At 70.6% G+C, this 25,075-nt stretch carries 23 protein-coding genes and 1 tRNA gene; 17 read left to right on the top strand and 7 right to left on the bottom strand.

The features are described from left to right. The first annotated feature begins 68 nt into the window (after nucleotides 1-68). The gene (locus CPH93_RS10660; protein WP_093485157.1) at nucleotides 69-1,178 is read left to right on the top strand and encodes a ferritin-like domain-containing protein; all 1,110 of its coding nucleotides are present in this window, start codon (nucleotides 69-71) and stop codon (nucleotides 1,176-1,178) included. 89 nt (nucleotides 1,179-1,267) lie between these two features. On the opposite strand, the gene CPH93_RS10655 is transcribed toward CPH93_RS10660, so the two are convergent. After that, nucleotides 1,268-1,945 carry a type III effector protein gene (locus CPH93_RS10655; RefSeq protein WP_096212638.1) on the bottom strand — a complete coding sequence of 226 codons (678 nt, stop codon included), beginning with the start codon at nucleotides 1,943-1,945 and terminating at the stop codon, nucleotides 1,268-1,270. Nucleotides 1,946-2,071: 126 nt separating this feature from the next. On the opposite strand from CPH93_RS10655, the gene CPH93_RS10650 reads away from it, so the two are divergent. The 3 genes from CPH93_RS10650 to CPH93_RS10640 all read left to right on the top strand — a co-directional run bounded on the left by CPH93_RS10650 (nucleotide 2,072) and on the right by CPH93_RS10640 (nucleotide 3,510). Further along, a complete protein-coding gene (locus CPH93_RS10650; protein ID WP_096212637.1) occupies nucleotides 2,072-2,503 on the top strand; it encodes an Hsp20/alpha crystallin family protein in 432 nt (143 codons plus the stop codon). A gap of 93 nt (nucleotides 2,504-2,596) precedes the next feature. Then, nucleotides 2,597-2,992, top strand: a complete 396-nt coding sequence (locus CPH93_RS10645) for a DUF2267 domain-containing protein (protein WP_093485160.1) — start codon at nucleotides 2,597-2,599, stop codon at nucleotides 2,990-2,992. An 83-nt stretch (nucleotides 2,993-3,075) separates the two neighbouring features. Beyond that, nucleotides 3,076-3,510 carry a DUF2267 domain-containing protein gene (locus CPH93_RS10640; protein ID WP_093485161.1) on the top strand — a complete coding sequence of 145 codons (435 nt, stop codon included), beginning with the start codon at nucleotides 3,076-3,078 and terminating at the stop codon, nucleotides 3,508-3,510. A 112-nt stretch (nucleotides 3,511-3,622) separates the two neighbouring features. Here the strand turns inward: CPH93_RS10640 and CPH93_RS10635 are convergent, their stop codons facing one another. From CPH93_RS10635 to CPH93_RS10615, 5 genes are all read right to left on the bottom strand, one after another. After that, nucleotides 3,623-4,405, bottom strand: coding sequence for an ABC transporter ATP-binding protein (locus CPH93_RS10635; RefSeq protein WP_093485162.1), 783 nt, complete (start codon nucleotides 4,403-4,405; stop codon nucleotides 3,623-3,625). A gap of 360 nt (nucleotides 4,406-4,765) precedes the next feature. After that, a complete protein-coding gene (locus tag CPH93_RS10630) occupies nucleotides 4,766-5,251 on the bottom strand; it encodes an HD domain-containing protein (RefSeq protein WP_231977263.1) in 486 nt (161 codons plus the stop codon). Nucleotides 5,252-5,388: 137 nt separating this feature from the next. Beyond that, on the bottom strand, nucleotides 5,389-6,843 hold the full coding sequence (locus tag CPH93_RS10625) for a penicillin-binding transpeptidase domain-containing protein (RefSeq protein WP_096212635.1): 1,455 nt from the start codon (nucleotides 6,841-6,843) through the stop codon (nucleotides 5,389-5,391). After that, nucleotides 6,840-8,486 (bottom strand): FtsW/RodA/SpoVE family cell cycle protein, encoded by a 1,647-nt coding sequence (locus CPH93_RS10620; protein WP_443031437.1) that lies wholly within the window; start codon nucleotides 8,484-8,486, stop codon nucleotides 6,840-6,842. Before CPH93_RS10620 ends, CPH93_RS10625 begins: the two co-directional genes overlap by 4 nt. Before the next feature lie 148 nt (nucleotides 8,487-8,634). Further along, nucleotides 8,635-8,991: a hypothetical protein gene (locus CPH93_RS10615; protein WP_096212633.1), complete on the bottom strand. Its 357-nt coding sequence runs from the start codon at nucleotides 8,989-8,991 to the stop codon at nucleotides 8,635-8,637. Nucleotides 8,992-9,991: 1,000 nt separating this feature from the next. On the opposite strand from CPH93_RS10615, the gene CPH93_RS10610 reads away from it, so the two are divergent. The 8 genes from CPH93_RS10610 to CPH93_RS10575 all read left to right on the top strand — a co-directional run bounded on the left by CPH93_RS10610 (nucleotide 9,992) and on the right by CPH93_RS10575 (nucleotide 18,428). After that, the gene (locus tag CPH93_RS10610) at nucleotides 9,992-11,278 is read left to right on the top strand and encodes a cytochrome P450 (protein WP_093485169.1); all 1,287 of its coding nucleotides are present in this window, start codon (nucleotides 9,992-9,994) and stop codon (nucleotides 11,276-11,278) included. Between the two features lie 484 nt (nucleotides 11,279-11,762). Then, on the top strand, nucleotides 11,763-12,062 hold the full coding sequence (locus CPH93_RS10605; RefSeq protein ID WP_096212632.1) for a Dabb family protein: 300 nt from the start codon (nucleotides 11,763-11,765) through the stop codon (nucleotides 12,060-12,062). A gap of 46 nt (nucleotides 12,063-12,108) precedes the next feature. Next, nucleotides 12,109-13,134: a DMT family transporter gene (locus CPH93_RS10600; protein WP_197708747.1), complete on the top strand. Its 1,026-nt coding sequence runs from the start codon at nucleotides 12,109-12,111 to the stop codon at nucleotides 13,132-13,134. Nucleotides 13,135-13,237: 103 nt separating this feature from the next. Next, nucleotides 13,238-13,660, top strand: a complete 423-nt coding sequence (locus tag CPH93_RS10595; RefSeq protein WP_093485171.1) for a DUF2000 domain-containing protein — start codon at nucleotides 13,238-13,240, stop codon at nucleotides 13,658-13,660. Nucleotides 13,661-14,106: 446 nt separating this feature from the next. Beyond that, complete coding sequence (locus tag CPH93_RS10590) at nucleotides 14,107-15,531, top strand: phenylacetate--CoA ligase family protein (RefSeq protein ID WP_093485172.1); 1,425 nt, start codon at nucleotides 14,107-14,109, stop codon at nucleotides 15,529-15,531. Further along, on the top strand, nucleotides 15,528-16,646 hold the full coding sequence (locus CPH93_RS10585) for an aminotransferase class IV (RefSeq protein WP_096212631.1): 1,119 nt from the start codon (nucleotides 15,528-15,530) through the stop codon (nucleotides 16,644-16,646). Before CPH93_RS10590 ends, CPH93_RS10585 begins: the two co-directional genes overlap by 4 nt. A 76-nt stretch (nucleotides 16,647-16,722) precedes the next feature. After that, nucleotides 16,723-17,418, top strand: a complete 696-nt coding sequence (locus CPH93_RS10580; RefSeq protein WP_231977262.1) for a hypothetical protein — start codon at nucleotides 16,723-16,725, stop codon at nucleotides 17,416-17,418. 5 nt (nucleotides 17,419-17,423) lie between these two features. Then, the gene (locus CPH93_RS10575; protein WP_096212630.1) at nucleotides 17,424-18,428 is read left to right on the top strand and encodes an ornithine cyclodeaminase family protein; all 1,005 of its coding nucleotides are present in this window, start codon (nucleotides 17,424-17,426) and stop codon (nucleotides 18,426-18,428) included. Nucleotides 18,429-18,946: 518 nt separating this feature from the next. On the opposite strand, the gene CPH93_RS10570 is transcribed toward CPH93_RS10575, so the two are convergent. Then, nucleotides 18,947-19,018: transfer RNA gene (locus tag CPH93_RS10570), tRNA-Arg, on the bottom strand. Nucleotides 19,019-19,249: 231 nt separating this feature from the next. Between CPH93_RS10570 and CPH93_RS10565 the strand changes: the two genes are divergently transcribed. The 5 genes from CPH93_RS10565 (at nucleotide 19,250) to thrC (ending at nucleotide 24,943) form a co-directional block, all read left to right on the top strand. After that, a complete protein-coding gene (locus CPH93_RS10565) occupies nucleotides 19,250-19,762 on the top strand; it encodes a response regulator (RefSeq protein WP_040900021.1) in 513 nt (170 codons plus the stop codon). Nucleotides 19,763-19,885: 123 nt separating this feature from the next. After that, nucleotides 19,886-21,001 carry an ArgS-related anticodon-binding protein NrtL gene (gene nrtL, locus CPH93_RS10560; protein WP_096212629.1) on the top strand — a complete coding sequence of 372 codons (1,116 nt, stop codon included), beginning with the start codon at nucleotides 19,886-19,888 and terminating at the stop codon, nucleotides 20,999-21,001. 25 nt (nucleotides 21,002-21,026) lie between these two features. Next, on the top strand, nucleotides 21,027-22,418 hold the full coding sequence (lysA, locus tag CPH93_RS10555; protein ID WP_093485176.1) for a diaminopimelate decarboxylase: 1,392 nt from the start codon (nucleotides 21,027-21,029) through the stop codon (nucleotides 22,416-22,418). A 138-nt stretch (nucleotides 22,419-22,556) separates the two neighbouring features. After that, on the top strand, nucleotides 22,557-23,849 hold the full coding sequence (locus CPH93_RS10550; protein WP_040898338.1) for a homoserine dehydrogenase: 1,293 nt from the start codon (nucleotides 22,557-22,559) through the stop codon (nucleotides 23,847-23,849). An 8-nt stretch (nucleotides 23,850-23,857) separates the two neighbouring features. Beyond that, entirely contained in the window at nucleotides 23,858-24,943 is a 1,086-nt protein-coding gene (thrC, locus tag CPH93_RS10545; RefSeq protein ID WP_093485177.1) for a threonine synthase, read from the top strand. Nucleotides 24,944-25,075 lie beyond the last annotated feature (132 nt).

Raw genomic sequence — 25,075 nt, 5'->3', positions numbered from 1 at the left:
GGTAAGAAACGTGTGAGCCTGCCAACGACCGCCCGTGACAAGGCGTTTGGCGAGCCGAGGAGGCATCCGTGTCGACCCGAGATCTCTACGTGCAGGGCCCAGGCGACCCCGTGTGGAAGGTGCCCGCCTCCGGTGCGGCCCGCTTCAGCTGGGACTACGACGACGGACGGGACCGGCTGCTCGCGCTCTACCAGAAGGGCAAGGACAAGCAGTGGGACGCCACGCTGCGGATCGACTGGGACCTGGAGGTCGACCCCCAGGACCCGCTCGGCACCCCGGACGAGTCCATGTCCCTGTACGGCACCAAGTACTGGGACAAGATGACCGAGAAGGACCGCGGTGATCTGCGCCGGCACTACACCTCCTGGCAGTTCAGCCAGTTTCTGCACGGTGAGCAGGGCGCGATGGTGTGCGCGGCCCGGATCGTCGAATCCGTCCCGGATCTCGACGCGAAGTTCTACTCCGCCACCCAGACCATGGACGAGGCGCGGCACGCCGAGATCTACAGCCGCTTCCTCCAGGAGAAGATCGGGATGCTCTACCCGATCAACGACAATCTCCAGTCGCTGCTTTCCGACACCCTGGGGGATTCCCGCTGGGACATGCCGTACCTCGGCATGCAGGTGCTGATAGAGGGCCTGGCGCTGGCCGCCTTCGGCATGATCCGGGATACCACCACCAAGCCGCTGCCGAAGCAGATCCTCGCCTATGTCATGCAGGACGAGGCGCGGCACGTCGCCTTCGGGCGCATGGCGCTGCGCGATTACTACCAGCAGCTGACCGACGCCGAACTGCGCGAACGCGAGGAATTCGTCATCGAGGGCTGCTACTTGATGCGCGACCGGCTGCGTGGCCTGGAGGTCCTGGAGAACTTCGGCATTCCGCCCAAGGAGGCCGCCGAATTCACCGAGAACTCCGAATTCCTGCACCTCTTCCGGAAGCTGCTGTTCAGCCGGATCGTGCCCTGCGTCAAGGACATCGGACTGTGGGGCGAACGCCTGCAGCGCGCCTATGTGGACATGGGCGTCTTCGAGATGGGCGACTCCAACCTCGATCTGCTGATGGCCGAGGACGAGGAACTCGCCGAGAAGCTGGACGCGGAGCGCTTCGCGGCCGAGGAGCAGGCCCGTACGGCGGAGGTCGCGGCGGCCATCGCGGAGGGCGCGGCGGACGACTGACCGCCCGCGTCACCCGGCGGGGGGCGCCCCTGGGCGCCGCCGCCCGCGGTACCGGCGGGGGACCGCCCCCGAGCGTCGCCGCCCGCGGTTCAGGTGCCCTGGCGCCGGTGGTTGCCGTGGCCGCGGAGCCGGGCGGTGTGGCCGGTGAAGACGTCGATACGGGCGGCGAGGTCGGGGTGGCCCGGCTGCAGATGGGGGCGGGCGGCTGTCAGGGGGGCGATGAGGCCGACCGGATCGTCCTTGCCGAGCGCCTCGTCGAGAAGGTCCAGGGGGCCCCGGGAGGCGGCGGGGAGATCGGTGAGGGCGGTGATCTGGCCGGCGAGGCGGCGCAGGTCGGCCGCGTTGTCCCGGGCCCAGGCGACGACGGTGCGCTCGGCGGCGCGGCGGTTCCGGGTGGCCTGCACGCGCTGCTCACCGGTGCTTCCGGCGGGGCCGGGGCGCTGGCGCAGATAGCGGCGTTCGGCGGCCTGGCGGCTGGCGACGCCGAGCGGGTGGGCGAGGTCGGCCCAGCTGGCGCCCGCCTGCCGGGCCGTTTCGATCAGACCCGTCTCCCAGCCGTCGAGCTGTTCGCGGACCTCGCGCAGCAGCAGGAGGGAGGCCAGCGCCTGTCCGGGACCCTCGTCGGAGCCCGGCGGTTCCTCGGTGTCGGCATTCTGGGCCGTGCGGACGGCCTGGTTGATGGCCTCCAATGCCGCCGCGGCGGCGAGAAAGGAGGCCGGGGCCGGGCTGCCGGTCCGCGGGGGTGCGCTCTTGTCGGCCGGGGGCATGGGACCTCCTCGGTCCGTCATCCATTCGATGACGTTTCGCTTGTCATCCATTGGACGACATGCTACAACAGAGAACAGGTGAAGCGCATTGGCAGTCACTGCCCGATCCTCTGGAGGTGTTTCGCGATGTTGATGCGCACCGATCCCTTCCGCGAGCTCGACCGGCTCACCCAGCAGCTGCTCGGTTCCGGCACCTGGTCGCGGCCGTCCGCGATGCCGATGGATGCCTACCGCGAAGGCGACGAGTACGTCGTGGCGTTCGATCTGCCCGGGGTCACCCCGGAGGCGATCGACATCGATGTCGAACGCAACATGCTGACGGTCAAGGCCGAGCGCCGGCCCGTGGCGAAGGCCGACGATGTGCAGCTGGAGCTGTCCGAACGCCCCCTGGGTGCCTTCTCCCGCCAGATCGTCCTGGCCGACACCCTCGACACCGAGCACATCAAGGCCGACTACGACGCCGGTGTGCTGACCCTGCGCATCCCGATCGCCGAGCGCGCCAAGCCCCGCAAGATCAGCATCGGCGGCGAATCCGCCCCCCGGCAGATCCGCGGGTGAGCGAGGCCGCCGGCCCGTCGCGGCGGTGGAGGACGGGACCCCTCCCCTTCGGTGCCCGTCCTCCGCCCCCGAAGAGAAAGGGGGTGGCCCGAGGTGGTCCTGCGAGGCGAAGCGTTCCTGGAGCGGGTCCAGGAACGCGGCGAATACGGGACCCGGCAGGAAGCGGAACGCGCGGCCCGCGTGGTCCTGGCCCTGCTCGGGGCACATCTGGTCGGTGAGGTGCGGACCGAACTGGCCGCGCGCCTCCCGGAGACCTACGCCCTGATCCTGCTCAACCCGCTGGAGGCCGCCGAGCCGCTCTCCCCCGAGCGGTTCGTCCGCGCCACCGCGGCCTGGATCGACGGCGCCACCGAGGAGACGGCGACCTGGGACATCGGAGCCGTGCTCAGCGTGGCCGCCGATGCCGCGGGCGACGAGCTCATGAACGAGATCCTGCTCCAGCTCCCCGCCGGCTACGACCTCCTCTTCGGCCGCCCCAAGGCCATCTGACATCCCGCCCCACCGGTGCCCGGCGTCTGCCGGGCACCGGCCGACCCATGACACCTGAGACGAGAAAGGCGACCGCCGCAACAATGGATGCGCAGCAGGAAACGGCCCGGCCCGTGCCGGCCATGACGTTCCCTCAGATGCTGGAGAGGATCCGGTACGAAGGTGCCTACCCGACCCGCGAACGGGCCGCGGAAGCCGCCCAACTGGTGCTGGCCGGCCTGGGCCGTCAGCTGACCGGCGAGGAACGCGTCGAACTGGCTGCCCGGCTGCCCGTCGAGGCCGCCCTCCTCTTCACCGCGCAGATCCCCGCCACCGAACTCCTCACCGGCTGGGGCTTCGTCAAGGACCTCGCCACCCGCACCGGCGCGAGCCCGGCCACCGTCCGCTGGGACGCCGGCGCCGTGCTCGCCGCGGTCGCCGACCTGGCGGGCGAGGGACTGCTCACCCGCATCCTCCGGCAACTCCCCGCCGGCTACGCCCTCCTGTTCGGCCGCGCCGAACTCACCCGGGCCGCCTGAGGCCGCCTGCCCGACGCTGCGTACGCCGAGTTCCCGATGTCGTACCCCGCCCTGCCGCACGGCGGACGACGAGCCCCGGGGCAGGCACCGGCCCCCGCCCCGGATCAGGGGCTCAGCGCTTTCCCGACCGCGCCAGCCAGCGCCCCTCGTGCCGCGACACCTCGATCGGGCGGCCGAAGCAGGCCGTCATCCGCGCGCCGGTCAGCACCTCGTCCACCGGGCCGCGCGCCTGCACCCGGCCGTCGCGCAGCAGCAGGGCGTGGCCGACGGCCGGGGACAGCTCCTCCAGATGGTGGGTGACGGTCACCGTCGACAGCTCCGGCCGCCCCGCGGCCAGTCGGTGCAGCGCATCGATCAGGTCCTCGCGGGAGGGCAGGTCGAGCGCGTTGAACGGCTCGTCGAGCAGCAGCAGCCGGGGATCGGCCATCAGCGCGCGGGCGATCAGGATCCGGGCCCGCTGGCCGCCCGAGCACACCCCGTACGGCCGGTCCGCCAGCTCCTTGCAGTCCAGCTCGGCGAGCAGCTCATGGGCGCGCTCACGGGTGGCGTCGTCGTACTTCCGCCACAGCGGCTGCACGGTGCCGGTCGCGCCGGTCAGGACGACGGTGTGGCCGGTCGCGTCCTGCGGGACCTTCTGTGCGCCCGAGACCAGGCCGATGACGGCGCGCAGTTCGCGCACGTCCACCGAGCCGAGCCGGTGGCCGAGCACCTCGACGGTGCCGACGGTGGGGAACATCAGCGCCCCGATGAGCCGCAGCACGGTGGTCTTGCCGGCACCGTTCGCGCCGAGCAGCGCCCAGTGCTCACCGGTCCGTACGGTCCAGTCGACGGCGTCGAGGATGACCTGCCCGGTGGTGTGGCGGCGGACGCCGACGCCCTCCAGGGCGGCGATCACGCGGGCGGCTTCGGGGGGCGGAGGCGGTGCGGTCCCCGCGGACGGCGGCGCGGGCTCCGGGGGCTGCGAAGGCTGCGGAGAGGTCATCGCCGCAGACTAGCTGCGTATGACACCTTTCTGTGCGGGCGTCCGATGTGTGGACCCCGGGAATTGGGGTGCCGTCCCCCCCACCCCCGAACCCACCCCCCGCCCCCTCCCCCGAAGGGGGAGGAGGGGGAGGGGGCGGGGGAGAGCTTTGGAGGCCGGACGGCGCAGCGGCCGGCACCCGGGGACGCCGCGCGGGCACCGTGGGCGTGGCGCCGAAGGGATGCCGCGCGGGCACCGCAGGCGCGGTGCCGAACGGCGCGGTCCCGGTGGCGGTTACGGCCCGGTCAGCCCCAACAGGGCCCGCACCCGTGCGTACTTCTCCGTCAGTCGCTGCCGGGTCGGCGCGTCCAGTACGGCCAGCCGCTCCGGGTCGGCGTTGTGCGCGAGATCCGACTCCTTGATCAGCAACGCCCCGGGGGTGGCCAGGATGCGCGCGGTGTACTCCTCGACCGGTTCGTCCGCCCGCTTGGTGACCGCCAGGATCATCGCCTTCGTCGCCACGTTCAGCGCCGCGCCGGCCAGCCACTCGCGGCTCAGCGCCCCGTCCTCGATGGCATCGTGCAGCCAGGCCGCGGCGATCTGCTCCTCGCTGCCGCCCCGCTCCCGTACGCCCGCCGCGACCGCGGACAGATGCTCGGCATAGGGGCGGCCGGCCTTGTCGGTCTGCCCCGAGTGCACCCGCCGGGCCAGTGCCTCCACCTCGGCCAGGGACAACAGCGGGGGAGGAGCGGGTTCCATGGGCGGGATCGCATCAGCCATACGGCCATTGTGACGCGGCCGCCGGGGCCGGGGCAGGGGGGCTCCGGCGGCCGGGGCCCTGGCACCGCCGGGGCGCGCACCGGCGGCTGGGCCGCGCACCGACGGTCGGGCCGCAACGCCCGCCCCGCCCGCGGACCTCACCCCATCGCCGCCGCCATCACCGCCTGGGCGATCGGCGCCGCGCTCCCGCCGCCGCTGATGTCCGCGCGATCGGCGGCCGCGTCCTCGACCACCACGGCCACCGCGACGGCCGGCTCGTAACTGTCCTTCGCCCGCGCCCAGGAGATGAACCAGGCATACGGCATGCCCGCGTTGTGCACCCCGTGCTGCGCGGTGCCCGTCTTGCCGCCGACCGTGGCGCCCTTGACGGCGGCGCTGCGGCCGCTGCCGTGCGCGACGACGTCGACCATCATCTCCTGGAGCTGCTGGGCTGTGACCGGTCCGATCGCCTGGCGGGCAGGGAGGTGCGGCCCGTCCTCGACCAGGACGCCCCGGGCGTCGGTCACCTTGTCGACGAGGTACGGCGGCGCCAGCCGGCCCCCGTTGGCGACCACCGCCGAGACCATCGCCATCTGGAGCGGCGTGGCGGCGGTGTTGTACTGCCCGATGGCCGACAGCGCGACCTGCGCGGGATCCATCCGGGTGTCGAAGGTGCTCGGTGCGACGGGCGAGGGGATGCGCAGCCGGCGGTCGTTGAAGCCGAACCTCCCGGCGGTGGCGGCCATGCCGCGCAGCCCGATCTCGGCGCCCAGCCGCGCGAAGACGGTGTTGCACGAGGCCCGGAAGGCGTCCTTGAGCGGGGCGTCCGCACACCCCTTCGCGGCGTTCCCGAGCCGGGTGGCGGTGCCGGGCAGGGGATAGGGGTCGGGGGAGTCCGTCGGGGCGTCGATATCGGTGACCTTGCCGCTTTCCAGCGCGGCCGCCGCGGTGACGACCTTGAAGGTGGAGCCGGGCGGATAGGTCTCCCCCAGGGCCCGGTTGAGCATCGGCCGCCGCTCGGCGCCGTTCAGCCGGCGCCAGGCCGCGCTGACCGCGGTGCCGTTGCCGGACAGCTCACCCGGGTCGTACGACGGCGTGCTGACCAGCGCCAGCACCCTTCCGGTGCGCGGCTCGATCGCGGCCACCGCGCCCTTCTTGTCCCCCAGGCCGTCGAACGCGGCGCGCTGCATCCGGGGGTTGATGGTGGTGTGGACGCTGCCGCCCGGCCGGTGGGAGCCGGTGAGACGGTCCCACCAGGGGAAGGTGGCGAGCCGGTCGTCGGCGCCGGAGAGCACGCCGTCCTCGGCGCTTTCCAGCAGCGAGGTCCCGTAGATCTGCGAGGAGTAGCCGGTGACCGGCGCATACAGCGGCCCCTCGGTGTAGCTGCGCTCGTAGCGCAGCCGCCCGCCGCTGTCCCGGGACCCGGTCACCGGCCGGCCCGCGACGAGCAGGGCTCCGCGCGGCTGTTCGTAACGGGCGATCGAGGTGCGGCGGTTGGCCGGGCTGGTGCCGTAGCGCTCCGTCTCGAAGATCTGCACCCGGGCCGCGTTGACCAGCACCGCGACGAGGAGCAGAAAGGAGAAGGCGGCGGTATGGCGGATGCAGCGGATCAACGGCCGGCCTCCGGGGAGGAGGCCTCGTCGGCCGGGGCCGGCGACGGGGCCGAGGGCGGCCGGCTCCGGGACGGCGAACCGGTCGGCTTCAGGAAGCCCGCCACCCAGCTCCCCGTCCCGAACAAGGTGTCCCGCCCGGCGAGGCACCCCGCCCCGCTCCTGCCGTCCCGCGCCGCCTCGTTGACCGTTTCGCCGGCCGGCCGGTGGTCCGCCGCGTGCGCCGGGGGTCCGGTCACCGCGCCCCCGACATCGGCCGCCGCACTCCCCGCCTTGCTGCCGCTCTCGCCCCCCTCCGCCCGTGGCGTCCGTGCCCGATTGCTGATCCGCAGCAGCAGCGCGACGATGATCCAGTTGGTGACGACGGAGGACCCGCCCTGCGCGAGGAACGGCATCGCCATCCCCGTCAGCGGAATCAGCCCCATCACCCCGCCCGCGATGACGAAGACCTGGAGGGCGGGCAGCGCCGCGAGGCCCACGGCCAGCAGGCTGCCGAACGGGTCCCGCAGCCCGAGCGCGGCCCGGTAGCCGCGGGCCACCAGCAGCGCGTACAGCAGAAACAGCGCGGTCAGCCCAGCCAGCCCGAGTTCCTCGCCGAACGTCGCCAGAATGAAGTCGGACTTCATGGCGAAGCCGATCAGGTACGAATGCCCCTGGCCGAGGCCGGTGCCGAACATCCCGCCGGCCGCGAACGCGAACAGCGACTGGGCGAGCTGACCGGGCCCCTGCCCCGCCGCGATCCCGGCGAACGGGTGCTGCCAGTCCTCGACCCGGCTGTGCACATGCGGCTCCAGCGTGCCGACGGCGGCCGCCCCGATCCCCGCCAGGAGCAGCCCGACCGCGATCCAGCCGGTCCGCCCGGTGGCCACGTACAGCAGGACGACGAAGATCCCGAAGAACAGCAGCGAGGTCCCCAGATCGCGTTCGAGGACCAGTACGGCCACACTGACCAGCCAGATCGCCACGACCGGCCCGAGCACCCGGCCGGCGGGCAGCCGCAGCCGCCCCATACTGCGCCCGGTGCGCGCCAGCACGCCGCGGTTGGCCGCAAGATAGGCCGCGAAGAAGACGGTGATCAGCACCTTGGCGAACTCACCCGGCTGAATGGAGAATCCGGCGAGCCGGATCCAGATCTTCGCCCCGTTGACGGCGGGGAAGAGGATCGGCGCCGCCATGAGCAGCAGCGCGAGCCCCGCACACCGCGCGGCGTACCGCTGCAGCGTCCGGTGGTCGTGCAGCAGCACCACCACCCCGATGAAGAGCAGGAAACCGACCGTCGACCACACCAGCTGGGTGGGCGCGGCGTGGTTCCCCGGGGTGTCCAGATCGAGCCGGAAGATCAGCACCAGTCCGATCCCGTTCAGCAGCACCGCGGTGGGCAGCAGCAGCGGATCGGCGTACGGGGCGCGGAAGCGGACGGCGAGATGCGCGAGCAGCGCGAGCCCGCCGAGCCCCGCGCCGTAGCGGACCGCACCGCCCGGCAGGGCGTGCCACCGGGTGAGCCCCACGACGACGTACCCGCAGACGCTGATGAGAACGGCGCCTACCAGGAGGGCCAGTTCGATGCCCCGTCGCTTGGGCAGTAGCGGCAACGGTGGGGGAGTGTCCAACGGGCGCGCGGCGGCCGCCCTTGCCATTGCCGTCATGCCTGGCAACGTAGCAAGCGGAGACTGTTATTTCCGTTATGTCGGATGCGACGTCCGGGGCATACGGGCGTGTACGGGCCACGTACGCCCCGGATGCGGACCCGGGGCTACCTCAGGGGCACCCCTCGGGGTGCCCCCGCCCGGCCCCTCAACACCAGCGGGGGTCCTCCCCGTCATGCACGATGTGACGCACGGAGGACCAGGCATACGAGGCATCGCTGAGCCTGTACCAGACCGGGTTTCCCTCGACCTCCTGCCCGTTGAGCCGGCAGGCGATCGCCACCACCGCCCCGTAGCGCTTCGATCCGACCGCGCGGTAGTCGTAGCTCGGCCCGGTGCGCAGCACCACACCCCTTTTGGCGACGACGCGGCCCTCGTACGGGGCGAGATCGTCCTCGTCGTCGGCCGCCTGCGCCGGGCCGGCCACGACGGCCCCGCTCAGCGCACCGGACAGCACGCAATGGGCGAACACACCGATCTTGCCGGTCTTCGACTTCGGAAACATGCGCTTCCTCCTGCGAAGGGGAGAGCCTCAGGGGAGTCCCTGCGGGGTGGATCGTGTGGTGTCACCGGGCGTCACTGGACGGACGGGCGGGGCCTGTGCCCCGCCGGCACGGTGCTTCTCGCACCCTTCCCCGGCTGCGAGTGCGGCTTCTGCCTGCCGCGCGCCACGCTCCGGCGACGCGCCCTGCCGACTTCTCTCGCTCTCCTTCACGCTAGAGAGGCCCCGGAGGGTCCGCAACCCATCACGGTGGGTAATGGGCGGGGTGGGGCGTCGGGGTACCCCCGCCGGGTCGGCCGTGCGCTCCCGGCGCCGCGAGGTGACCCCCAACCGGCCCTTGCCGGGGTGCTGTTGAGCTGCTCGTACGCGGCGCCCCGGCCCCGTGGGTGGACCCGCAACCGGTTACCGCCCTGAACGGCCACGCACCCCCAGGCCGGAGAAACTTCCGCCGCCCAGGAGGGTCTGCTCCACCACATATAGGGGATCTTTCACACTCGGCACGTCGAGGAGTTCACCCGGGCCGCATCCCACCCCCGGATGCCGATGGCCGGCCGAACGTCCGGCAAGGCGCGCGCCGCGCAGGCGCCACCGTCGAGCACGACCACGCCTGCCGCAACGGCAAGTGGCGCACAGGGAAGGGCGGGGTGAGGTGTGCAGAGGCGTGGGAGCGGCGGGGCCGCGGCCGTGCCTAAGGGAAGAATCAGGGGCACCCCAGGGGTCGCTCAGGGCCGTTCCGGGTTGTTCCGCGAACGCGCCCAATGGCACTTTGTAAACTCGTCCAGACCGAATAGAAGAAGAAGGCCGAGGCCGAGCTCGTCACGCTGATGCGGACGACCGAAGACTCCGGTCGATGGCATGGACCTGAGCCATGACCACCGTGAGCGAGGGGCTATGGCGTACGTCACACCCGTGCACGCCGAGCGGCGGTTCCGTGCTCTCCCGGCCGCCGTGGGCCGCGGAGCGCGGGTGACCGAGCCCCTCGACGAAAGGCAGTATTAGCGTCATGACGACTCTCCGTTCCCGGATCATCGCCTGGGCCGGCCGTATGTATCTGGCGAGAACGCGCAGGAAAGGATTCGACCTGTCTCGAATGTCTTTCTTGCCCGAGTCCGTCCTGATGCCATTGCGGCGCGATGGCCTCAACCCGGTGGGCGATTTGGCGGCCGTCCGGGAGAAGGAGTCCATCAGCCGGCTTCCCGTACCCATAGCTGCCAACGTCTGGCTGGTCACCGGCTATGACGAGGTCAAGGCGGTGCTGGGGAAGGCCGGTGCCTTCAGTTCGGACTTCACCAACCTCGTCGGCAAGGCCGGCGCGGGCGCCGAACAGAACCCCGGCGGACTCGGATTCGCCGACCCGCCCGTGCACACCCGCCTCCGCCGCCTTCTGACGCCCGAATTCACCATGCGCCGCCTCAGCCGGCTCACCCCCCGCATCCACGAGATTGTCGAAGAGCAGCTCGACGCCATGGAAAAGGCGGGCAAGGACGGTGACCCGGTCGACATCGTCCAACTTTTCGCCCTCCCTATCCCCTCCCTCGTCATTTGCGAACTCCTCGGCGTCCCCTATGAAGACCGCGCCGACTTCGAACGCCTCAGTGCCGCACGCTTCGATCTTTTCAGTGGCGCAAACGCCTCTTTCGGTGCCATATCGGAATCGCTTTCCTATTTCCGGGACATCGTCAAGAAGCAGCGTGAAAACCCGGGTGACGGTCTGCTCGGGATGATCGTGAAGGAACACGGCGATTCGGTCAGCGACGAAGAGTTGGCGGGCCTTGCCGACGGCGTCCTGACCGGCGGCTTCGAAACCACCGCCAGCATGCTGGCGCTCGGCGCCCTGGTCCTCCTCCAGGACCCCAAGCACTTCGCGGCCCTGCACGACGGCGACGACGTCGTCGACCGCTATGTCGAGGAACTGCTCCGCTACCTGACCGTCGTACAGGTCGCCTTCCCGCGCTTCGCCCGCGAGGACCTGGAAATCGGTGGTGTCCAGATCACCGCCGGAGATGTGGTGCTGTGCTCCCTGAGCGGTGCGGACCGGGACGGCAAACTGGGCCCGGACATGGAACAGTTCGACCCTTCCCGCAACGTCCCCTCCCACCTCGCCTTCGGCTACGGCATCCACCGCTGCGTGGGCGCCGAACTGGCCCGCATGGAACTCCGCGCCGCCTACCCGGCCCTGGTACGCCGCTTCCCCCGCATGCGCCTCGCCGCCAACCCGGAGGACCTGGAATTCCGCAAGCTCTCGATCGTGTACGGCATCGAGTCACTGCCGGTCCGCCTGGACAGCTGACCGCAACAAAAGCCCCGCTTCCCCCTCCGACCGGGCATACGGCCAATGGGCCGGGTGCCCGGTCGTTGCGTTGGCCCGGTGCCGGCGAGGGATCTCACCGCGGCGCCGGACGGAGCCCCGGACGGCGGACCGCCGGGGACAAGCCGCGTGGCATGCGCGCGTGCTGCGAGGCAGTGGCCGCGCGCGGCACCAAATTCCCTTGCAGGCAAGTATTTTGATGCACCATCACAGTCCGCGGTCCTGGCGTGACGCACCGGCTCCGGGCTCAGCCGCAACGCCCGGTGCAACAACTCCTCTGCATTCCAGGCGTGTTGGGCTTGCGTTACCGGCGGTTAGTCGCCATTCGCGCCAGGACATGCCGGACCATTGGGGCTCTATCAGGAGCCCGCGTCTCAGATGTTGGGCGCACGTTGACGCCGCTCCCTCCTGCAGACTTCCATGATCGCTATACGGCAAACCGCACCTGAAAACGCCGTGAGGGGAAATGCTTCGTCACGTCGTATTATTCAAATTCAATCCCGGGGTGGACTGGGGCGACCCGCGTGCGCAACGAGCCGAGGCGGCCACCAGGAACCATCCGCAGCACATACCGGAAATCCTGTCGTGGGAGTGCGGGAGAAACACTACCGACCGGCCGGTCGCCTATGACTTCGCGCTCTCCGGAACCTTTTCCGACGCGGACGCTGTAAGCAGTTATCTCGGGCATCCCGACCACGTCAGCGGGGTCGACCTCTGGCGTGCCATTGCCACCTGGGTGGTCGTCGACTACGAGGTCGCCCCATGAGCGCACGGAACCGAGAGTTATTGCACCGCCCGGCACAGGAGGCACCATGCCGGACGGAATGAACAGCCAGCGTCCCCCCTGGGGTTCGATCCTTGCCATTCTCGGCGCGGCATTGATCTGGAGCACCTCCTTCGCTGTCACCAAAGTGCTGCTCGGTCAGCTGCCGCCCCTGACGATCGGCGCGATCAGATTCACCGCCGCTGCGCTCATCCTGTGTGTGCTCGTCCGCCTGCAGAGCGGCTGGCGGCCGCCGCCGCGCCGCACCGTGGTGAAGATGCTGTGCGCGGGCCTGCTCGGCATCACCGCGTACTTCGGGCTGGAGAACGTCGGGGTCGATTTCGCCACCGCGGCCGATGCCGCAGTGATCGTGGCCGCCTTTCCCGTCATCACATTGATCACCGAGATTCTGCTGGGTCAGGGACGAGTCACCGTCAGCCGGGTCGCGGGAATGCTGCTGGCCATGGCGGGCGTATGGCTGATCGTGCGGCAGAGCGCCGAATCCAGCGCCCCGCACCGCCTGCTCGGCGATGTCATCCTGTTGGTGGCCGGCGTGGCCTGGGCCGCGTACAACATCGCGGCCAGCCGGTCCGGCAAGGGCCACAGCCCCATGACGAACACGTACTACCAGACCATCGCCGGCGCCTTCGGCTTCCTGGTCCTGTGCCCCCTGGAATGGCGGTCCTGGCGGATGCCCGATGTGGCAGGGCTGGGCATGCTCGCCTTCCTGGCCGTCATGTGCTCGGTCGTGGCGTTCTTCCTCTACAACCACGGCCTGCGCAGAGTCCCGTCCAGCACCGCGGTCAACCTGCTCAACCTCGTCCCGGTGTTCGGGCTGATCTCCGCTGCCGCCATCAGCCGCGAACCGGTCGGGTGGATCGAGATCGTGGGCTGCGCCGTGGTCATCGCGGCCGTCGTCCTGGGAGCGGGGTACGGGCTACCCGTCCGCAGAGGGAGAAGCCGCACAGTCGCCGCGTCCACCACCCCGTCCCCTGCGGTCGTCACGGAACCCGCCGCCACGTCCGCCCCCCGCTCCGCCCGTGAGTCCGCCCACGGGGAGAACGCCGAGGCATAGCCCTCCCCAGAGGGCTTCCTCACCGCACCCGGGGCACGACGCCCGGGTGTGCGACCCCGCTGCACCCTATGTTCCACCGAACGCGAGAAAAGCAAGGAACAGCATGAAACGTGATCTCACTTCCAGCAAGTGCGTCATTGTCGTCAACGGTGAGCTGCCGACCGGCCTGATTCTCAACGCCGCCTCGGTCGCCTCGCTCACGCTGGGGCAGCAGGTACCGGAATTGATCGGGACCGATGTCAAGGACGCCGACGGTGAGGTGCATCTGGGCATCACCTTTATTCCGGTGCCGATTCTCAAGTCCACCGCCGAGGACATCGCGCGGATCCGCCGCGAGGCCGCGGCCGACCCGGAAGCGGTCGTCGTGGGATTCAGCGACCTGGCCCAGTCCTGTCGGACTTACGACGAATACGGCGAGCGCATGGCGACGACCCCGTCCGGTGAACTCACCTACGCCTCTGTGGGAATCTTCGGCGCCAAGAAGCTGGTCAACCGGCTCACCGGAAGCCTTCCCCTGATGCGCTGACCTTCCCTGTGGCGCGCACTGCGCCACGCGGCCCTGATAGGGCCTCTTCCCGACGCGCGCCCCCGAGACGCATTTCCTGACGTCTCCGCGAACGCCCCACCGGATCCGGCTGCCGCCATGTGCCGGCTGCCCCGTGCCGGCCGGACAACGTGCCGGACGGCGTCCCCACGCATTTCCCTCACCCGGACAACGGCGCCCGGGACTTCCCGTGGAAAGCGGGAGGGCAGCAGGCGAACCGGGAATGGCGGGACAAGTGTCTCCGCCGTCCCGGACGTCTGCCCCGCATTCCTCTCCCAGGAACGACTCCTTTCTGCCGAGTGCGGTTCACATTCCGCCCCGAGTCCTCAGCGGCATTCCTTCCCCCTCCCTACCTCTCCGTTCTCCCCTTCCCAAGGCGGCACGGCCGCGCCGCGTCGCACGAGCATGCCCTCACAGGAGTACCTGTCGTGTTCACCATTTTCGACGACGAGACCGATGCGTTCGCCCGTCGGACCCTCTCCGACCACCGCCGTTTCGACGCGGGCGAATGGACCCCCGAGGAACTGCGCACCCACCAGTTGGAACAGCTCCGCGCGACCCTGCGCTACGTCACCAAGAACTCGCCCTTCTACGCCGGTCACTTGTCCGGCCTGGACGAGTCCTCCCTCGCGGATCTCTCGTGGGAGTCCGTCACCGACCTGCCGTTCACCACCAAGGACGACCTGCGCACCCAGCTGCACGCCATGCTGTCGCAGCCGCTCGACCGGGCCTGGGTGTTCTACGAGACCACCGGCACCACGGGCCGCTCCACCCCCTGCCCCCGGGACAACACCGACAGCATCGTCAACAACACGGCGCTGACGGTCTGCTACGACCATGTCTTCCGGGCCCACGGCAGCGGCCACATGGTGGGAGTCATGGGCCCCAACGAGCTCCACTCGACCGGCGACACCTTCGGGGACGTCAGCCGCAACCTCGGACACGCCCATGCCAAGATGTGGCCCCACTCGCCGGTGGTCGGCTTCGGCCGAGCCCTGGAGGTGCTGCGCGAGATCCAGGTCACCGCGGTCTTCTGCGCCCCCAACGTTGCTCTGTCGCTGGCCAAGCAGGCGACCGCCGCCGGCCTCGACCCCCGCCGCGATTTCGGCATCCGCTTCTTCATGCTCACCGGCGAACTGGCCACCCCCGGCCTGCTCGACATGATCGGCCGGGCATGGGGAGCGACGGCCTACAACTGCCTGTACGCCTCGCAGGAGGCCTCCATCCTCGGGGCCGTGCACGGCGACGGACGCCTCCGGACGGTACCGCTGAACGTCCTGTACGAGGTCATCGATCCCGTCACCACCGAACCGGCAATCGCGGACGCGCACGGACGCCGCCAGGGCGAACTGGTCATCACCCACCTCTACCAGGGCAGCAAGCCACTGGTCCGCTACCGGACCGGCGACCTGGTCGCCCTGGAACCGGCCTCCGGGGCCGGCTACCCCTCGGAGTTCCTGCTGCCGCTGGGCCGCGTCCGCGATGTGATCGACCTCAACGGACAGCGGGTCACCGCCTACGACCTGGAGGACTCCTTGCTGCCGCGCGCCGAGGGCGTCCTGGACTACCAACTGGTGATCGACCGGGCCGCCGACGGCACCGACACCCTCGCCATCCAGCTCCACACGGCCGGCGGCGTCACCCTCACCGAGGACCGGACCGAGGCGCTGAAGCGGTTGGCGCAGGAACGCTGGGGGTGCCCCTTCACCGTCTCCTACGGGGAGCTGGGTGGCATCACGACCACCGGCGCCATGGTGAGCTGGAAGGCGGCCCGGGTCCACGACCGCCGCTCCTCGCTGGACTCCGAGCGGCAGATCGCCCTCGGTATGGCCGGCGGGAGGTCGGGCCGGTGACCACGTCGTCCCCCACCTCATCGACCGGCACCCACACGACATCGCCGGAGTCACCCGCCACCGCGCCCGTCCCGCCGAAGACCCCCTGGATCTTCCACCAGGGAGAGTTCATCCGCGCCGGCGACCTGTACATGGGCCCCGGCCTCCAGGGCCTGCACTACGGCACCGGTGTCTTCGAGGGCATCCGTTCCTACGCCCTGCCCGGCCCCGGCCCCGACGCCCCGTCCGTCCCTCCTTCCGACGGCGCGGAATCGTCCGGCCCGGCCGGTGGCGACGAGCCGGCCGCCTCCGGCCCGTACCTCTTCCAGGCCGCGGAGCACTACGCGCGGCTGCACCGTTCGTGCCGCCTCATGCGCCTGGACCTCCCCCACTCCGTACCGGAACTCGTAGAGATCACCGCCGAGTTGCTGCGCCGCAACGGGCTGAACGGCCACGCCTACATCAGGCCCGTCGTGCACAAGCTTGCGCTGCAGCCCGGCACGCCGTTCGGAGTGCGGCTGAGCGGTGTCTCGACGGCGCTGACCATCATGGCGATGCCGATGGGCGCCTACGTCTCCCGCGACGGGATCACCTGCGGGGTGTCCTCATGGCGGCGGATTCCGGACAGCTCGCTCCCGGTGAACGCCAAAGTGACCGGCGGCTACGCCAACAACGCACTGGCCGTGGACGAGGCTTCGGCGGCGGGGTACGACGACGCCATCATGCTGAACCAGCGTGGAGAGGTGGCCGAGGCGAGCACCGCGAACCTCTTCGTGGTCCGCGACGGCCAGATCGCCACCCCGCACCTGGGCTCCGACATCCTCCCCGGCCTCACCCGCGCCGTCGTCATCGACCTGCTGGCATCCGAGGGCGGTCTGCGGACCGCCGAACGCACTGTGCTGCGCTCCGAACTGCACATGGCGGACGAAGTGTTCCTCACCGGCACGGGGTGCCAGGTCGTGCCGGTCGTCACCATCGACGGCCGCCCGGTCGGCGACGGCCTCCCCGGCCCGACGACACGGCTGGTCCAGGAACTCCACCACCGAGCGGTGTCGGGGCAGCTGCCGGCCTACCGCCACCTCAACCACCCGGTCACCTTCCCCATCGCCCGGCCGGCCACCGACACGCGCCCGTGACCGGCGGAGCCCCACGCCCACCGCGCTTTCCGATGCCTTCATCCGCACCTTTCACCTCACCGTTCCAGGGGGATCCATGTCTTCAACGATTGCCGAAGCACCTCATGGCATTACCGACACCGCTCTCTCCCGGCTCGCCCGCTCCGGCTCCCTGACCATCGCGTCCCTGGGCCCGGCGGGCACCAGCAGCGAACAGGCCTCGCGGTACCTGGCGGGCCATCTGCTCTCCTACGGCCATGAATCCGCGCAGGTGCGGCTGTGCGGCCGGTATGAAGAGGCCGGTGACCTGCTGTCCTCGGGCAAGGCCGATCTCGCGGTGGTCGCCAACGCGTATTCGCACATCGACCGCTTCTATATGAACCCGCAGTTCCGGCTGGCGGCCGTCTTTGTCAAGGACACCCCGTTCTACGGCATAGCCCGCGCCGCACGGGCACACGACGCCGCACCCGAACCCGTTGACAGCGCGCCCGGGGAGGCGCCGGTACGGATCGCCACCCACCCCGCCCCGCGCTTCCTGGTGGAGGAACTGCTGCCCGACTCCTACGAGGTGAGCGAGCTGGTACTCGTGGACTCCACCAGTGCCGCGGCGGCCGCGGTGGCGTCCGGGGAGGTCCCGCTCGCGCTGACCACCGCGCCCGCGGCCCGGCTGCACGGCTTGGAATTCGTCTCGCCGACCCGCCCGATCCGGATGGTCTGGTCCGCCTTCACCCGCGCCGACCTGCTGACCGGCCCGGCCGTGACCACCGCCCGGCCCGCCGGCCGCGGGTGGTGAGCCCGATGCGCAGCGAAGCGCCGGAGCTGCTGTCCGAACAGCAGGTCCGGGAGCATCTCCCGCCGGCGACCGCGGTCTCCGCCATGCGGGAAGTCATGACCGCCGTCTCGGCGGGCGAGGTCGTCCAGCCCGTACGGACCGTACTGCGCTCGGCCCCCGCCCCGGGAGCCGCGACAGGCGCACCGGTTGCCCTCTTCGGCTCCATGCCCGCGCAGGTTCCGGTCGCCGGGCAGCGCTGGTTCGGCATCAAGTCCGTCGTGGTGAACAAGGAGAACCCGCGACGCGGTCTGCCGTCGCACGTGGGTACGGTCACGGTGTTCGCCCCCGATACCGGGCTGCCCCTGGCCGTCCTTCCCGCAAGCGTCATCACCGAACTGCGCACGGCCGCGGTCTCCGCCGTCGCCACCGACGCCCTGGCCGCCCCCGACGCCCGCGTCCTCGCCGTTCTCGGCGCGGGTGACCAGGCCTACGCGCACCTGGCGCCGCAGCTGGCGGTCCGGCCATTCGAACGGATCACGGTGTGGAACCGCACCCCCGAGAAGGCCGCCGCGCTCGCCCGCTGGGCCCGGACCACGTTCGGAGTGGAGGCCATCCCGTGCGCCTCGCTCCATGAAGCGACCCGTGGGGCGCAGGTCATCTGCACCACCACCGCTTCCTCCGCCCCCTTCCTGGAACGGGACGCGGTGGACCCCGGCGCCCACATCAACGCGGTGGGCGCCTGCCAGCCGGGGGCCCGCGAGCTGGCGTCCGACCTGGTCGCCGCCGCTGCCGTCTTCCTGGACGAGCGCGCGGCGGCCATGGCCGAATCGTCCGAACTGCTCGAACCGGGCAAGGAGGGCCTGCTCGATCCCGCACACCATCCCCGCGGCGAGCTCGGTGCCGTGCTGGGAGGCACGGCGACCGGGCGCACCGGCGGCGACGAGATCACCGCGTACCTGTCGCTGGGCCTTGCCGCACAGGACGTAGCAGCAGCGGTGGCCGTCGTACGGAGCGTGCTGGCCGACAGGTAGCCCTCACCCGGGCCCCGTCCCGGCCCGTTCCGCATCCGGTGCGCCGTCCCTCCCGTACAAGGTGGGGCGGCGCACCGGACGCGCCGGTCCCGGATTCCCCGGTGTGGACCGTCCTTTTTCGGCGACCGCATTGGCTACCGACTTGATCTCGCCCCTGGAACCTGGCCGCCGTACGCCACAGCCGCAGTGCCCGAACACTGCTGACGAACTACTGGGTGCTGGCGGGCAGTTGTAGGCAGCCAACGGAGAGGTGGCGCGGCCAAAGGTGAAGGCGCGGGGGAAGCGTCCGGGTTGGTTTCAGGACCATGCACCCACGCGGCACGGTAGAAGTCGCCGATGTCGATGACCGGGGACTGGAAAGCCGCCAGGCTCCGACCCGCGACGATCATCGCCTGGCGGATCCCCGGCAGGGGAGTGACCCGAAGTCGACCCTTGCGGTGGCTTCGTTGCAAACAAAAAAAGGACCCTCCCGCAGTGTCTCCACTGAACAGAGGGTCCTTCAGGCACCTGGTACAAGGTGCCCCCGGCAGGATTCGAACCTGCGCACACGGCTCCGGAGGCCGTTGCTCTATCCCCTGAGCTACGGGGGCGTTGTCGCCGGTTTGTGCGGCGACGGGTAGAACCCTACCAGCTCTGATGGGGTGTTCATGAACAGCTTTCGCGGGAGGTCGGGGAGGGGGTGGGGGAGGTGCCGGCCGGTCCCTAGCGCATGGGTAGCGGGTGGCGGTGGAGGTCGGGGAAAGGTCCCTCACACGGGGGCGGAAGTGGGGAAAACCGGGACGCAGTCGCAGGTGGGGCCCTAGTCTCATGGTGTGCCTGGCTTGTCCGGTCGGATCCTTGTTGTCGATGACAACAAGGTGATCCGGCAGTTGATCAGGGTCAATCTCGAGCTGGAGGGCTTCGAGGTCGTGACCGCGGCTGATGGTGCCGAGTGTCTGGATGTCGTGCACCACGTGAGACCTGATGTCGTGACCCTTGATGTCGTGATGCCGCGGCTCAACGGTCTGCACACCGCGGCGCGCTTGCGTTCCGATCCGCGGACGTGGGACATCCCGATCGCCATCGTCAGTGCCTGCACCCAAGGCGAGGTGGACAACGGGGAGTCGGTGGGGGTGGACGCGTTCCTTGCGAAACCGTTCGAGCCGGCCGAGCTGGTGCGGACCGTGGGGAAGCTGGTACGCGAGGGCCGGCAACGGCAGCGTGGGCCCGAGGGCGGGGCCGAGGACGAGGACGGGGAAAGCGACGGGGGCGGGGGAGCGACGGAGCGCGGTGCTTCGTCCGGTGGGGTCGCGACGTCCGGTGGGGTGGGTGTGGTGGATGCGGGTGGGGAGTAGGGGACGGAATCGGGGTGATCGTCCCGGGTCGTTCCGCGGATCGTTGTGTGGATCGATACGCAGAGTGTCCACAGGGCGAAACCGGGTCGCATGGGTACCCGGGGTCTCCCATACGCTTGTCCTGTGACCCCCGCTGAGCTCTCCCGTACCGTCCTGCGCTCCGTGCGTGGTGCGGTGGAGGAGCAGGAGCTCTCCGTGCCCGTGCCGGCGCGGATTGTGGTGCGGCCGGCGCCGCGGCCCGGGTGTGGGGACTACGCCTCCAATGTCGCGCTGCAGCTCGCCAAGCCGGCGGGCCGGCCGGCCCGCGAGGTGGCCGAGATTCTGCGGAAGCGGCTGGCCGGGAGCCCCGGGATCGCCCGGGTCGAGATCGCCGGACCGGGGTTCTTGAATTTCACGCTGGGAGACGAGGCGCAGGTCGCCCTGGTGCGGGAAGTGCTGGCGCAGGGGAGCGGATACGGCGACCGGAGCGACCGGACCAACCTGGGTGCCCGGAGCGCCCGGAGTCCCCTGACCACAGAAGCTGGTTCGGCCGACGGTTCCGCTGCCAGTGCCAGTGCCAGTGCCCGTGAGGTGGTCGTGGCCGAGGCGTTGGCGCGGATCGAGGTGGCGGCCGGAGCGCCGGACCGCAGTTGCGCGTCCCCCGTCCCCCACCCGCCCGAGCTCGTCGCCCTTCTCGCCCGTCTGGGCTCCGATGAAGCGCGCTGGGTGCTGTTGCGGCCGGCCGCGCATGATCCGGTGCGGGTGCCGGAGCGGCCCGTGCAGCGGGAGAGCAATCCGCGGTTCCGGGTGCAGTACGCGCACGCCCGGACCCGGGCGCTGCTGCGGAACGCGGGTGAGCTGGGGTTTTCGGGGGAGCCGGGGGATGTGGGGCTTCCGGTGGCCGAGGGCGCCTCGGGGATCCCGGACGAGGCGGCGCGACGGTCCGGGTCCGGTGAGCCCGCCGGAACGCAGGCCGCCCCCGCCGGCCGGACGCTTCAGGGGCTGCTCACTCTTCTCGCCACCTACCCCTCGGCCATCGAGGCCGCCGCGCGGCTGCGGGCGCCGGACCGGGTGGTGCGGCATCTGGAGGCGACCGCGGATGCGTTCTTCCGCTGGCACGACGACTTTCCGCCACTGCCCGTCGGGGAGCAGAAACCCTTGGCCGTGCACCGTGCCCGGCTGGCGCTTGCCGAAGCCGCAGGGACGGTGCTCGCCAACGGCCTGCGTCTGCTCGGCATCTCCGCTCCCGAATACCTCTGAACCATTTTGAGGGGATCTCTCCGTTATGAGTCGTTCCGCGCATCCTGCAGGGCCCCGGCACGCCGATGTGTTGCCCGAGGGGCACTACGCCGGGCCGCCCGCCGATCTCAACACGCTTGACCCGCGGGTCTGGTCTCGTACGGTCCAGCGCAATGCCGACGGTGTGGTCACCGTCGGCGGGCTGGACGTCACCGCGCTCGCCGAGGAGTTCGGTACGCCGGCGTACTTCCTCGACGAGGACGACTTCCGGGCGCGCTGCCGGGCCTGGAAGGACGCCTTCGGGCCGGGGGCCGATGTGTTCTACGCCGGGAAGGCCTTCCTGTCGCGGGCCGTCGTGCGCTGGCTGCACGAGGAGGGGCTGAACCTCGACGTCTGCTCCGGCGGCGAGCTGGCCACGGCGCTGGCTGCGGGCATGCCGGCCGAGCGGATCGCGCTGCACGGCAACAACAAGAGCACCGAGGAGATCACCCGCGCCGTGGAGGCGGGGGTCGGGCGGATCGTGCTCGACTCGTTCCAGGAGATCGTGCGGGTCGCGCACATCGCGGAGCGGCTGGGCAAGCGCCAGCGGGTGCAGATCCGGGTCACGGTCGGTGTCGAGGCGCATACGCACGAATTCATCGCGACCGCGCACGAGGACCAGAAGTTCGGCATCGCGCTGGCGGGCGGCCAGGCGGCCGAGGCCGTGCGGCGCGCGCTCAAGCTGGACGGCCTGGAACTCATCGGAATTCACAGCCATATCGGGTCGCAGATCTTCGACATGGCCGGATTTGAAGTGTCCGCCCGCCGTGTCGTGCAATTGCTGACCGACGTGCGCGACGAGCACGGCATCGAGCTGCCCGAGATCGATCTGGGCGGTGGCCTCGGCATTGCGTACACCTCGGACGACGACCCGCGCGAGCCGCACGAGATCGCGGCGGCGCTGGGCGACATCGTGGGCCGCGAGTGCGCGGCGGCGGGGCTGGCGGTGCCGCGGCTGTCGGTCGAGCCCGGGCGGGCGATCGTCGGGCCGACGGCGTTCACGCTGTACGAGGTCGGCACGGTCAAGGAGCTGGAGGGGCTGCGGACGTATGTGTCCGTGGACGGCGGGATGTCGGACAACATCCGCACCGCGCTGTACGACGCGGAGTACAGCGTGGCCCTGGTCTCGCGGACCTCGGACGCCGAGCCGATGCTGTCGCGGGTGGTCGGCAAGCACTGCGAGAGCGGGGACATCGTCGTACGCGACGCCTTCCTGCCGGCCGATGTGGCGCCCGGGGACCTGCTCGCGGTACCGGCCACCGGCGCGTACTGCCGTTCCATGGCGAGCAACTACAACCACTCGCTGCGGCCGCCGGTCGTAGCTGTCAGGAACGGTGCGGCCAGGGTGATCGTCCGGCGGGAGACGGAGGAAGATCTCCTGCGGTTGGACGTCGGCTAGGGCCGGATCGCCGGGCCCCGACCCGGGATGAAATAAATGTCTCGGCATCTGGACGACGGACGGAAACCGCCGTCCGGTGCGTGAGACTGGTGCATGAAGCAAGCTGAAATTCGCTGATCGATGAGAAGCAGAGGTCGAATGATGCGTACGCGTCCGCTGAAGGTGGCGCTCCTGGGCTGTGGTGTTGTCGGCTCAGAGGTGACGCGCATCATGACGACGCACGCCGACGATCTCGCTGCCCGCATCGGTGCTCCCGTGGAGCTCGCCGGGATCGCCGTCCGCCGCCCCGACAAGGTGCGCGAGGGCGTCCCGGCCGAGCTGATCACCACCGATGCGACCGCGCTGGTCAAACGCGGCGACATTGATGTCGTGATCGAGGTGATCGGCGGTATCGAGCCGGCCCGCACGCTGATCACCACCGCGTTCGAGCACGGCGCGAGCGTGGTCTCCGCCAACAAGGCGCTGGTCGCGGCGGACGGCGCGGCGCTGCACGCGGCCGCCGAGGCCAAGGGCGCGGATCTGTACTACGAGGCCGCCGTCGCCGGTGCGATCCCGCTGGTGCGGCCGCTGCGCGAGTCGCTGGCCGGCGACAAGGTCAACCGGGTGCTCGGCATCGTCAACGGCACGACCAATTTCATTCTCGACAAGATGGATTCGACCGGCGCGGGCTACAGCGAGGCGCTGGACGAGGCGACCGCACTGGGTTACGCGGAGGCCGACCCGACCGCCGACGTCGAGGGCTTCGACGCCGCCGCCAAGGCCGCGATCCTGGCCGGTATCGCCTTCCACACCCGGGTGACCATCGACGACGTGCACCGCGAGGGCCTCACGGAGGTCACCGCCGCCGACATCGCCTCCGCCAAGCGGATGGGGTGCACGGTCAAGCTGCTGGCGATCTGCGAGCGGGCCGCGGACGGCGCGTCCGTCACCGCACGGGTGCACCCCGCGATGATCCCGCTGACGCATCCGCTCGCCTCCGTCCGTGAGGCGTACAACGCGGTCTTCATCGAGGCCGACGCCGCCGGTCAGCTGATGTTCTACGGGCCCGGCGCGGGCGGTTCGCCGACCGCCTCCGCGGTCCTCGGCGACCTCGTGGCGGTCTGCCGCAACAAGCTCTCCGGCACCACCGGGCCCGGCGAGTCCGCCTACACACGGCTGCCGGTCAGCCCCATGGGCGCGGTCATCACGCGGTACCACATCAGTCTCGACGTGGCCGACAAGCCCGGTGTTCTCGCGCAGGTCGCGACCATCTTCGCCGAACACGGCGTATCGATCGATACGGTCCGTCAGCAGGGCAAGGACGGCGAGGCATCGCTCGTCATCGTCACCCACCGGGCGGCGGATGCGGCCCTGTCGTCGACCGTCGTGGCACTGCGCGAGCTCGACACCGTCCGCGGTGTCGCCAGCATCATGCGGGTCGAAGGGGAGTAGAGGAACCCATGTCAGCCAATTCCACCGTGACCACGACGAGTCGTCAGTGGCGCGGAATCATCGAGGAATACCGCGACCGGCTCCCGGTCAGCGACACGACCGAGGTCGTCACCCTCCGGGAGGGCGGCACCCCCCTCGTACCGGCCCAGGTCCTCTCCGAGCGCACCGGGTGTGAGGTGCACCTCAAGGTCGAGGGCGCCAACCCCACCGGCTCCTTCAAGGACCGCGGCATGACGATGGCGATCACCCGCGCCAAGGAGGAGGGCGCCAAGGCGGTCATCTGCGCCTCCACCGGCAACACCTCCGCCTCGGCCGCCGCCTACGCGGTCCGCGCGGGCATGGTCTGTGCGGTGCTCGTCCCGCAGGGCAAGATCGCGCTCGGCAAGATGGGCCAGGCCCTGGTGCACGGCGCGAAGATCCTCCAGGTCGACGGAAATTTCGACGACTGCCTGACGCTGGCCCGGCGGCTGTCCGACAACTACCCCGTCGCACTTGTGAACTCCGTCAATCCGGTACGTATCGAGGGCCAGAAGACCGCGGCCTTCGAAATCGTCGACATGCTCGACGATGCGCCGGACATCCACGTGCTGCCCGTCGGCAACGCCGGCAACATCACCGCGTACTGGCGGGGCTACCAGGAGTACGCGGCCGACGGCATCGCCTCCCGCACCCCGCGCATGTGGGGCTTCCAGGCCTCCGGCAGCGCCCCGATCGTGCGCGGCGAGGTCGTGAAGGACCCGACGACCATCGCCACCGCGATCCGCATCGGAAACCCCGCCTCGTGGGCGAACGCCGAGCGGGCGCGGGACGAGTCCGGCGGCTTCATCGACGACGTGACCGACCGTCAAATCCTGTCCGCCTACCGCCTGTTGGCCGCGCAGGAGGGCGTCTTCGTGGAGCCCGCCTCGGCCGCGTCGGTGGCCGGTCTGCTCAAGGCCGCCGAGGAGGGCAAGGTCGACCCCGGCCAGCGCATCGTCTGCACGGTCACCGGCAACGGCCTCAAGGACCCGGACTGGGCGGTGGCCGGTGCGCCGCAGCCGGTCACGGTCCCGGTCGACGCGGACGCCGCCGCCGAGCGCCTCGGCCTCGTCTAGGACCCCGCCGTACGCGTGGACCTGCGCGTACGGCACCCGGTGGCGGGGCGCGATGAGCGTCCCGCCACCTCCCGCACAGCAAATTGTGCAAAGGCTGCAAAGTCCAGGGAAAGCGGCGCTGGGGCACGGCGC

This window comes from Streptomyces sp. 2323.1, assembly GCF_900221035.1.
GTDB lineage: Bacteria > Actinomycetota > Actinomycetes > Streptomycetales > Streptomycetaceae > Streptomyces > Streptomyces sioyaensis.
Note: the sequence above shows the minus strand (reverse complement) of the source record. Positions and strands in the feature narration are given on the sequence as shown.

Bases quoted from the DNA above. Each gene is read 5' to 3' on its own strand.
- CPH93_RS10655 (WP_096212638.1), bottom strand. From the start codon at position 1,945: ATGCCCCCGGCCGACAAGAGCGCACCCCCGCGGACCGGCAGCCCGGCC.
- CPH93_RS10650 (WP_096212637.1), top strand. From the start codon at position 2,072: ATGTTGATGCGCACCGATCCCTTCCGCGAGCTCGACCGGCTCACCCAG.
- CPH93_RS10640 (WP_093485161.1), top strand. From the start codon at position 3,076: ATGGATGCGCAGCAGGAAACGGCCCGGCCCGTGCCGGCCATGACGTTC.
- CPH93_RS10630 (WP_231977263.1), bottom strand. From the start codon at position 5,251: ATGGCTGATGCGATCCCGCCCATGGAACCCGCTCCTCCCCCGCTGTTG.
- CPH93_RS10620 (WP_443031437.1), bottom strand. From the start codon at position 8,486: ATGACGGCAATGGCAAGGGCGGCCGCCGCGCGCCCGTTGGACACTCCC.
- CPH93_RS10615 (WP_096212633.1), bottom strand. From the start codon at position 8,991: ATGTTTCCGAAGTCGAAGACCGGCAAGATCGGTGTGTTCGCCCATTGC.
- CPH93_RS10610 (WP_093485169.1), top strand. From the start codon at position 9,992: ATGACGACTCTCCGTTCCCGGATCATCGCCTGGGCCGGCCGTATGTAT.
- CPH93_RS10605 (WP_096212632.1), top strand. From the start codon at position 11,763: ATGCTTCGTCACGTCGTATTATTCAAATTCAATCCCGGGGTGGACTGG.
- CPH93_RS10600 (WP_197708747.1), top strand. From the start codon at position 12,109: ATGCCGGACGGAATGAACAGCCAGCGTCCCCCCTGGGGTTCGATCCTT.
- CPH93_RS10595 (WP_093485171.1), top strand. From the start codon at position 13,238: ATGAAACGTGATCTCACTTCCAGCAAGTGCGTCATTGTCGTCAACGGT.
- CPH93_RS10580 (WP_231977262.1), top strand. From the start codon at position 16,723: ATGTCTTCAACGATTGCCGAAGCACCTCATGGCATTACCGACACCGCT.
- CPH93_RS10575 (WP_096212630.1), top strand. From the start codon at position 17,424: ATGCGCAGCGAAGCGCCGGAGCTGCTGTCCGAACAGCAGGTCCGGGAG.
- lysA (WP_093485176.1), top strand. From the start codon at position 21,027: ATGAGTCGTTCCGCGCATCCTGCAGGGCCCCGGCACGCCGATGTGTTG.
- CPH93_RS10550 (WP_040898338.1), top strand. From the start codon at position 22,557: ATGATGCGTACGCGTCCGCTGAAGGTGGCGCTCCTGGGCTGTGGTGTT.
- thrC (WP_093485177.1), top strand. From the start codon at position 23,858: ATGTCAGCCAATTCCACCGTGACCACGACGAGTCGTCAGTGGCGCGGA.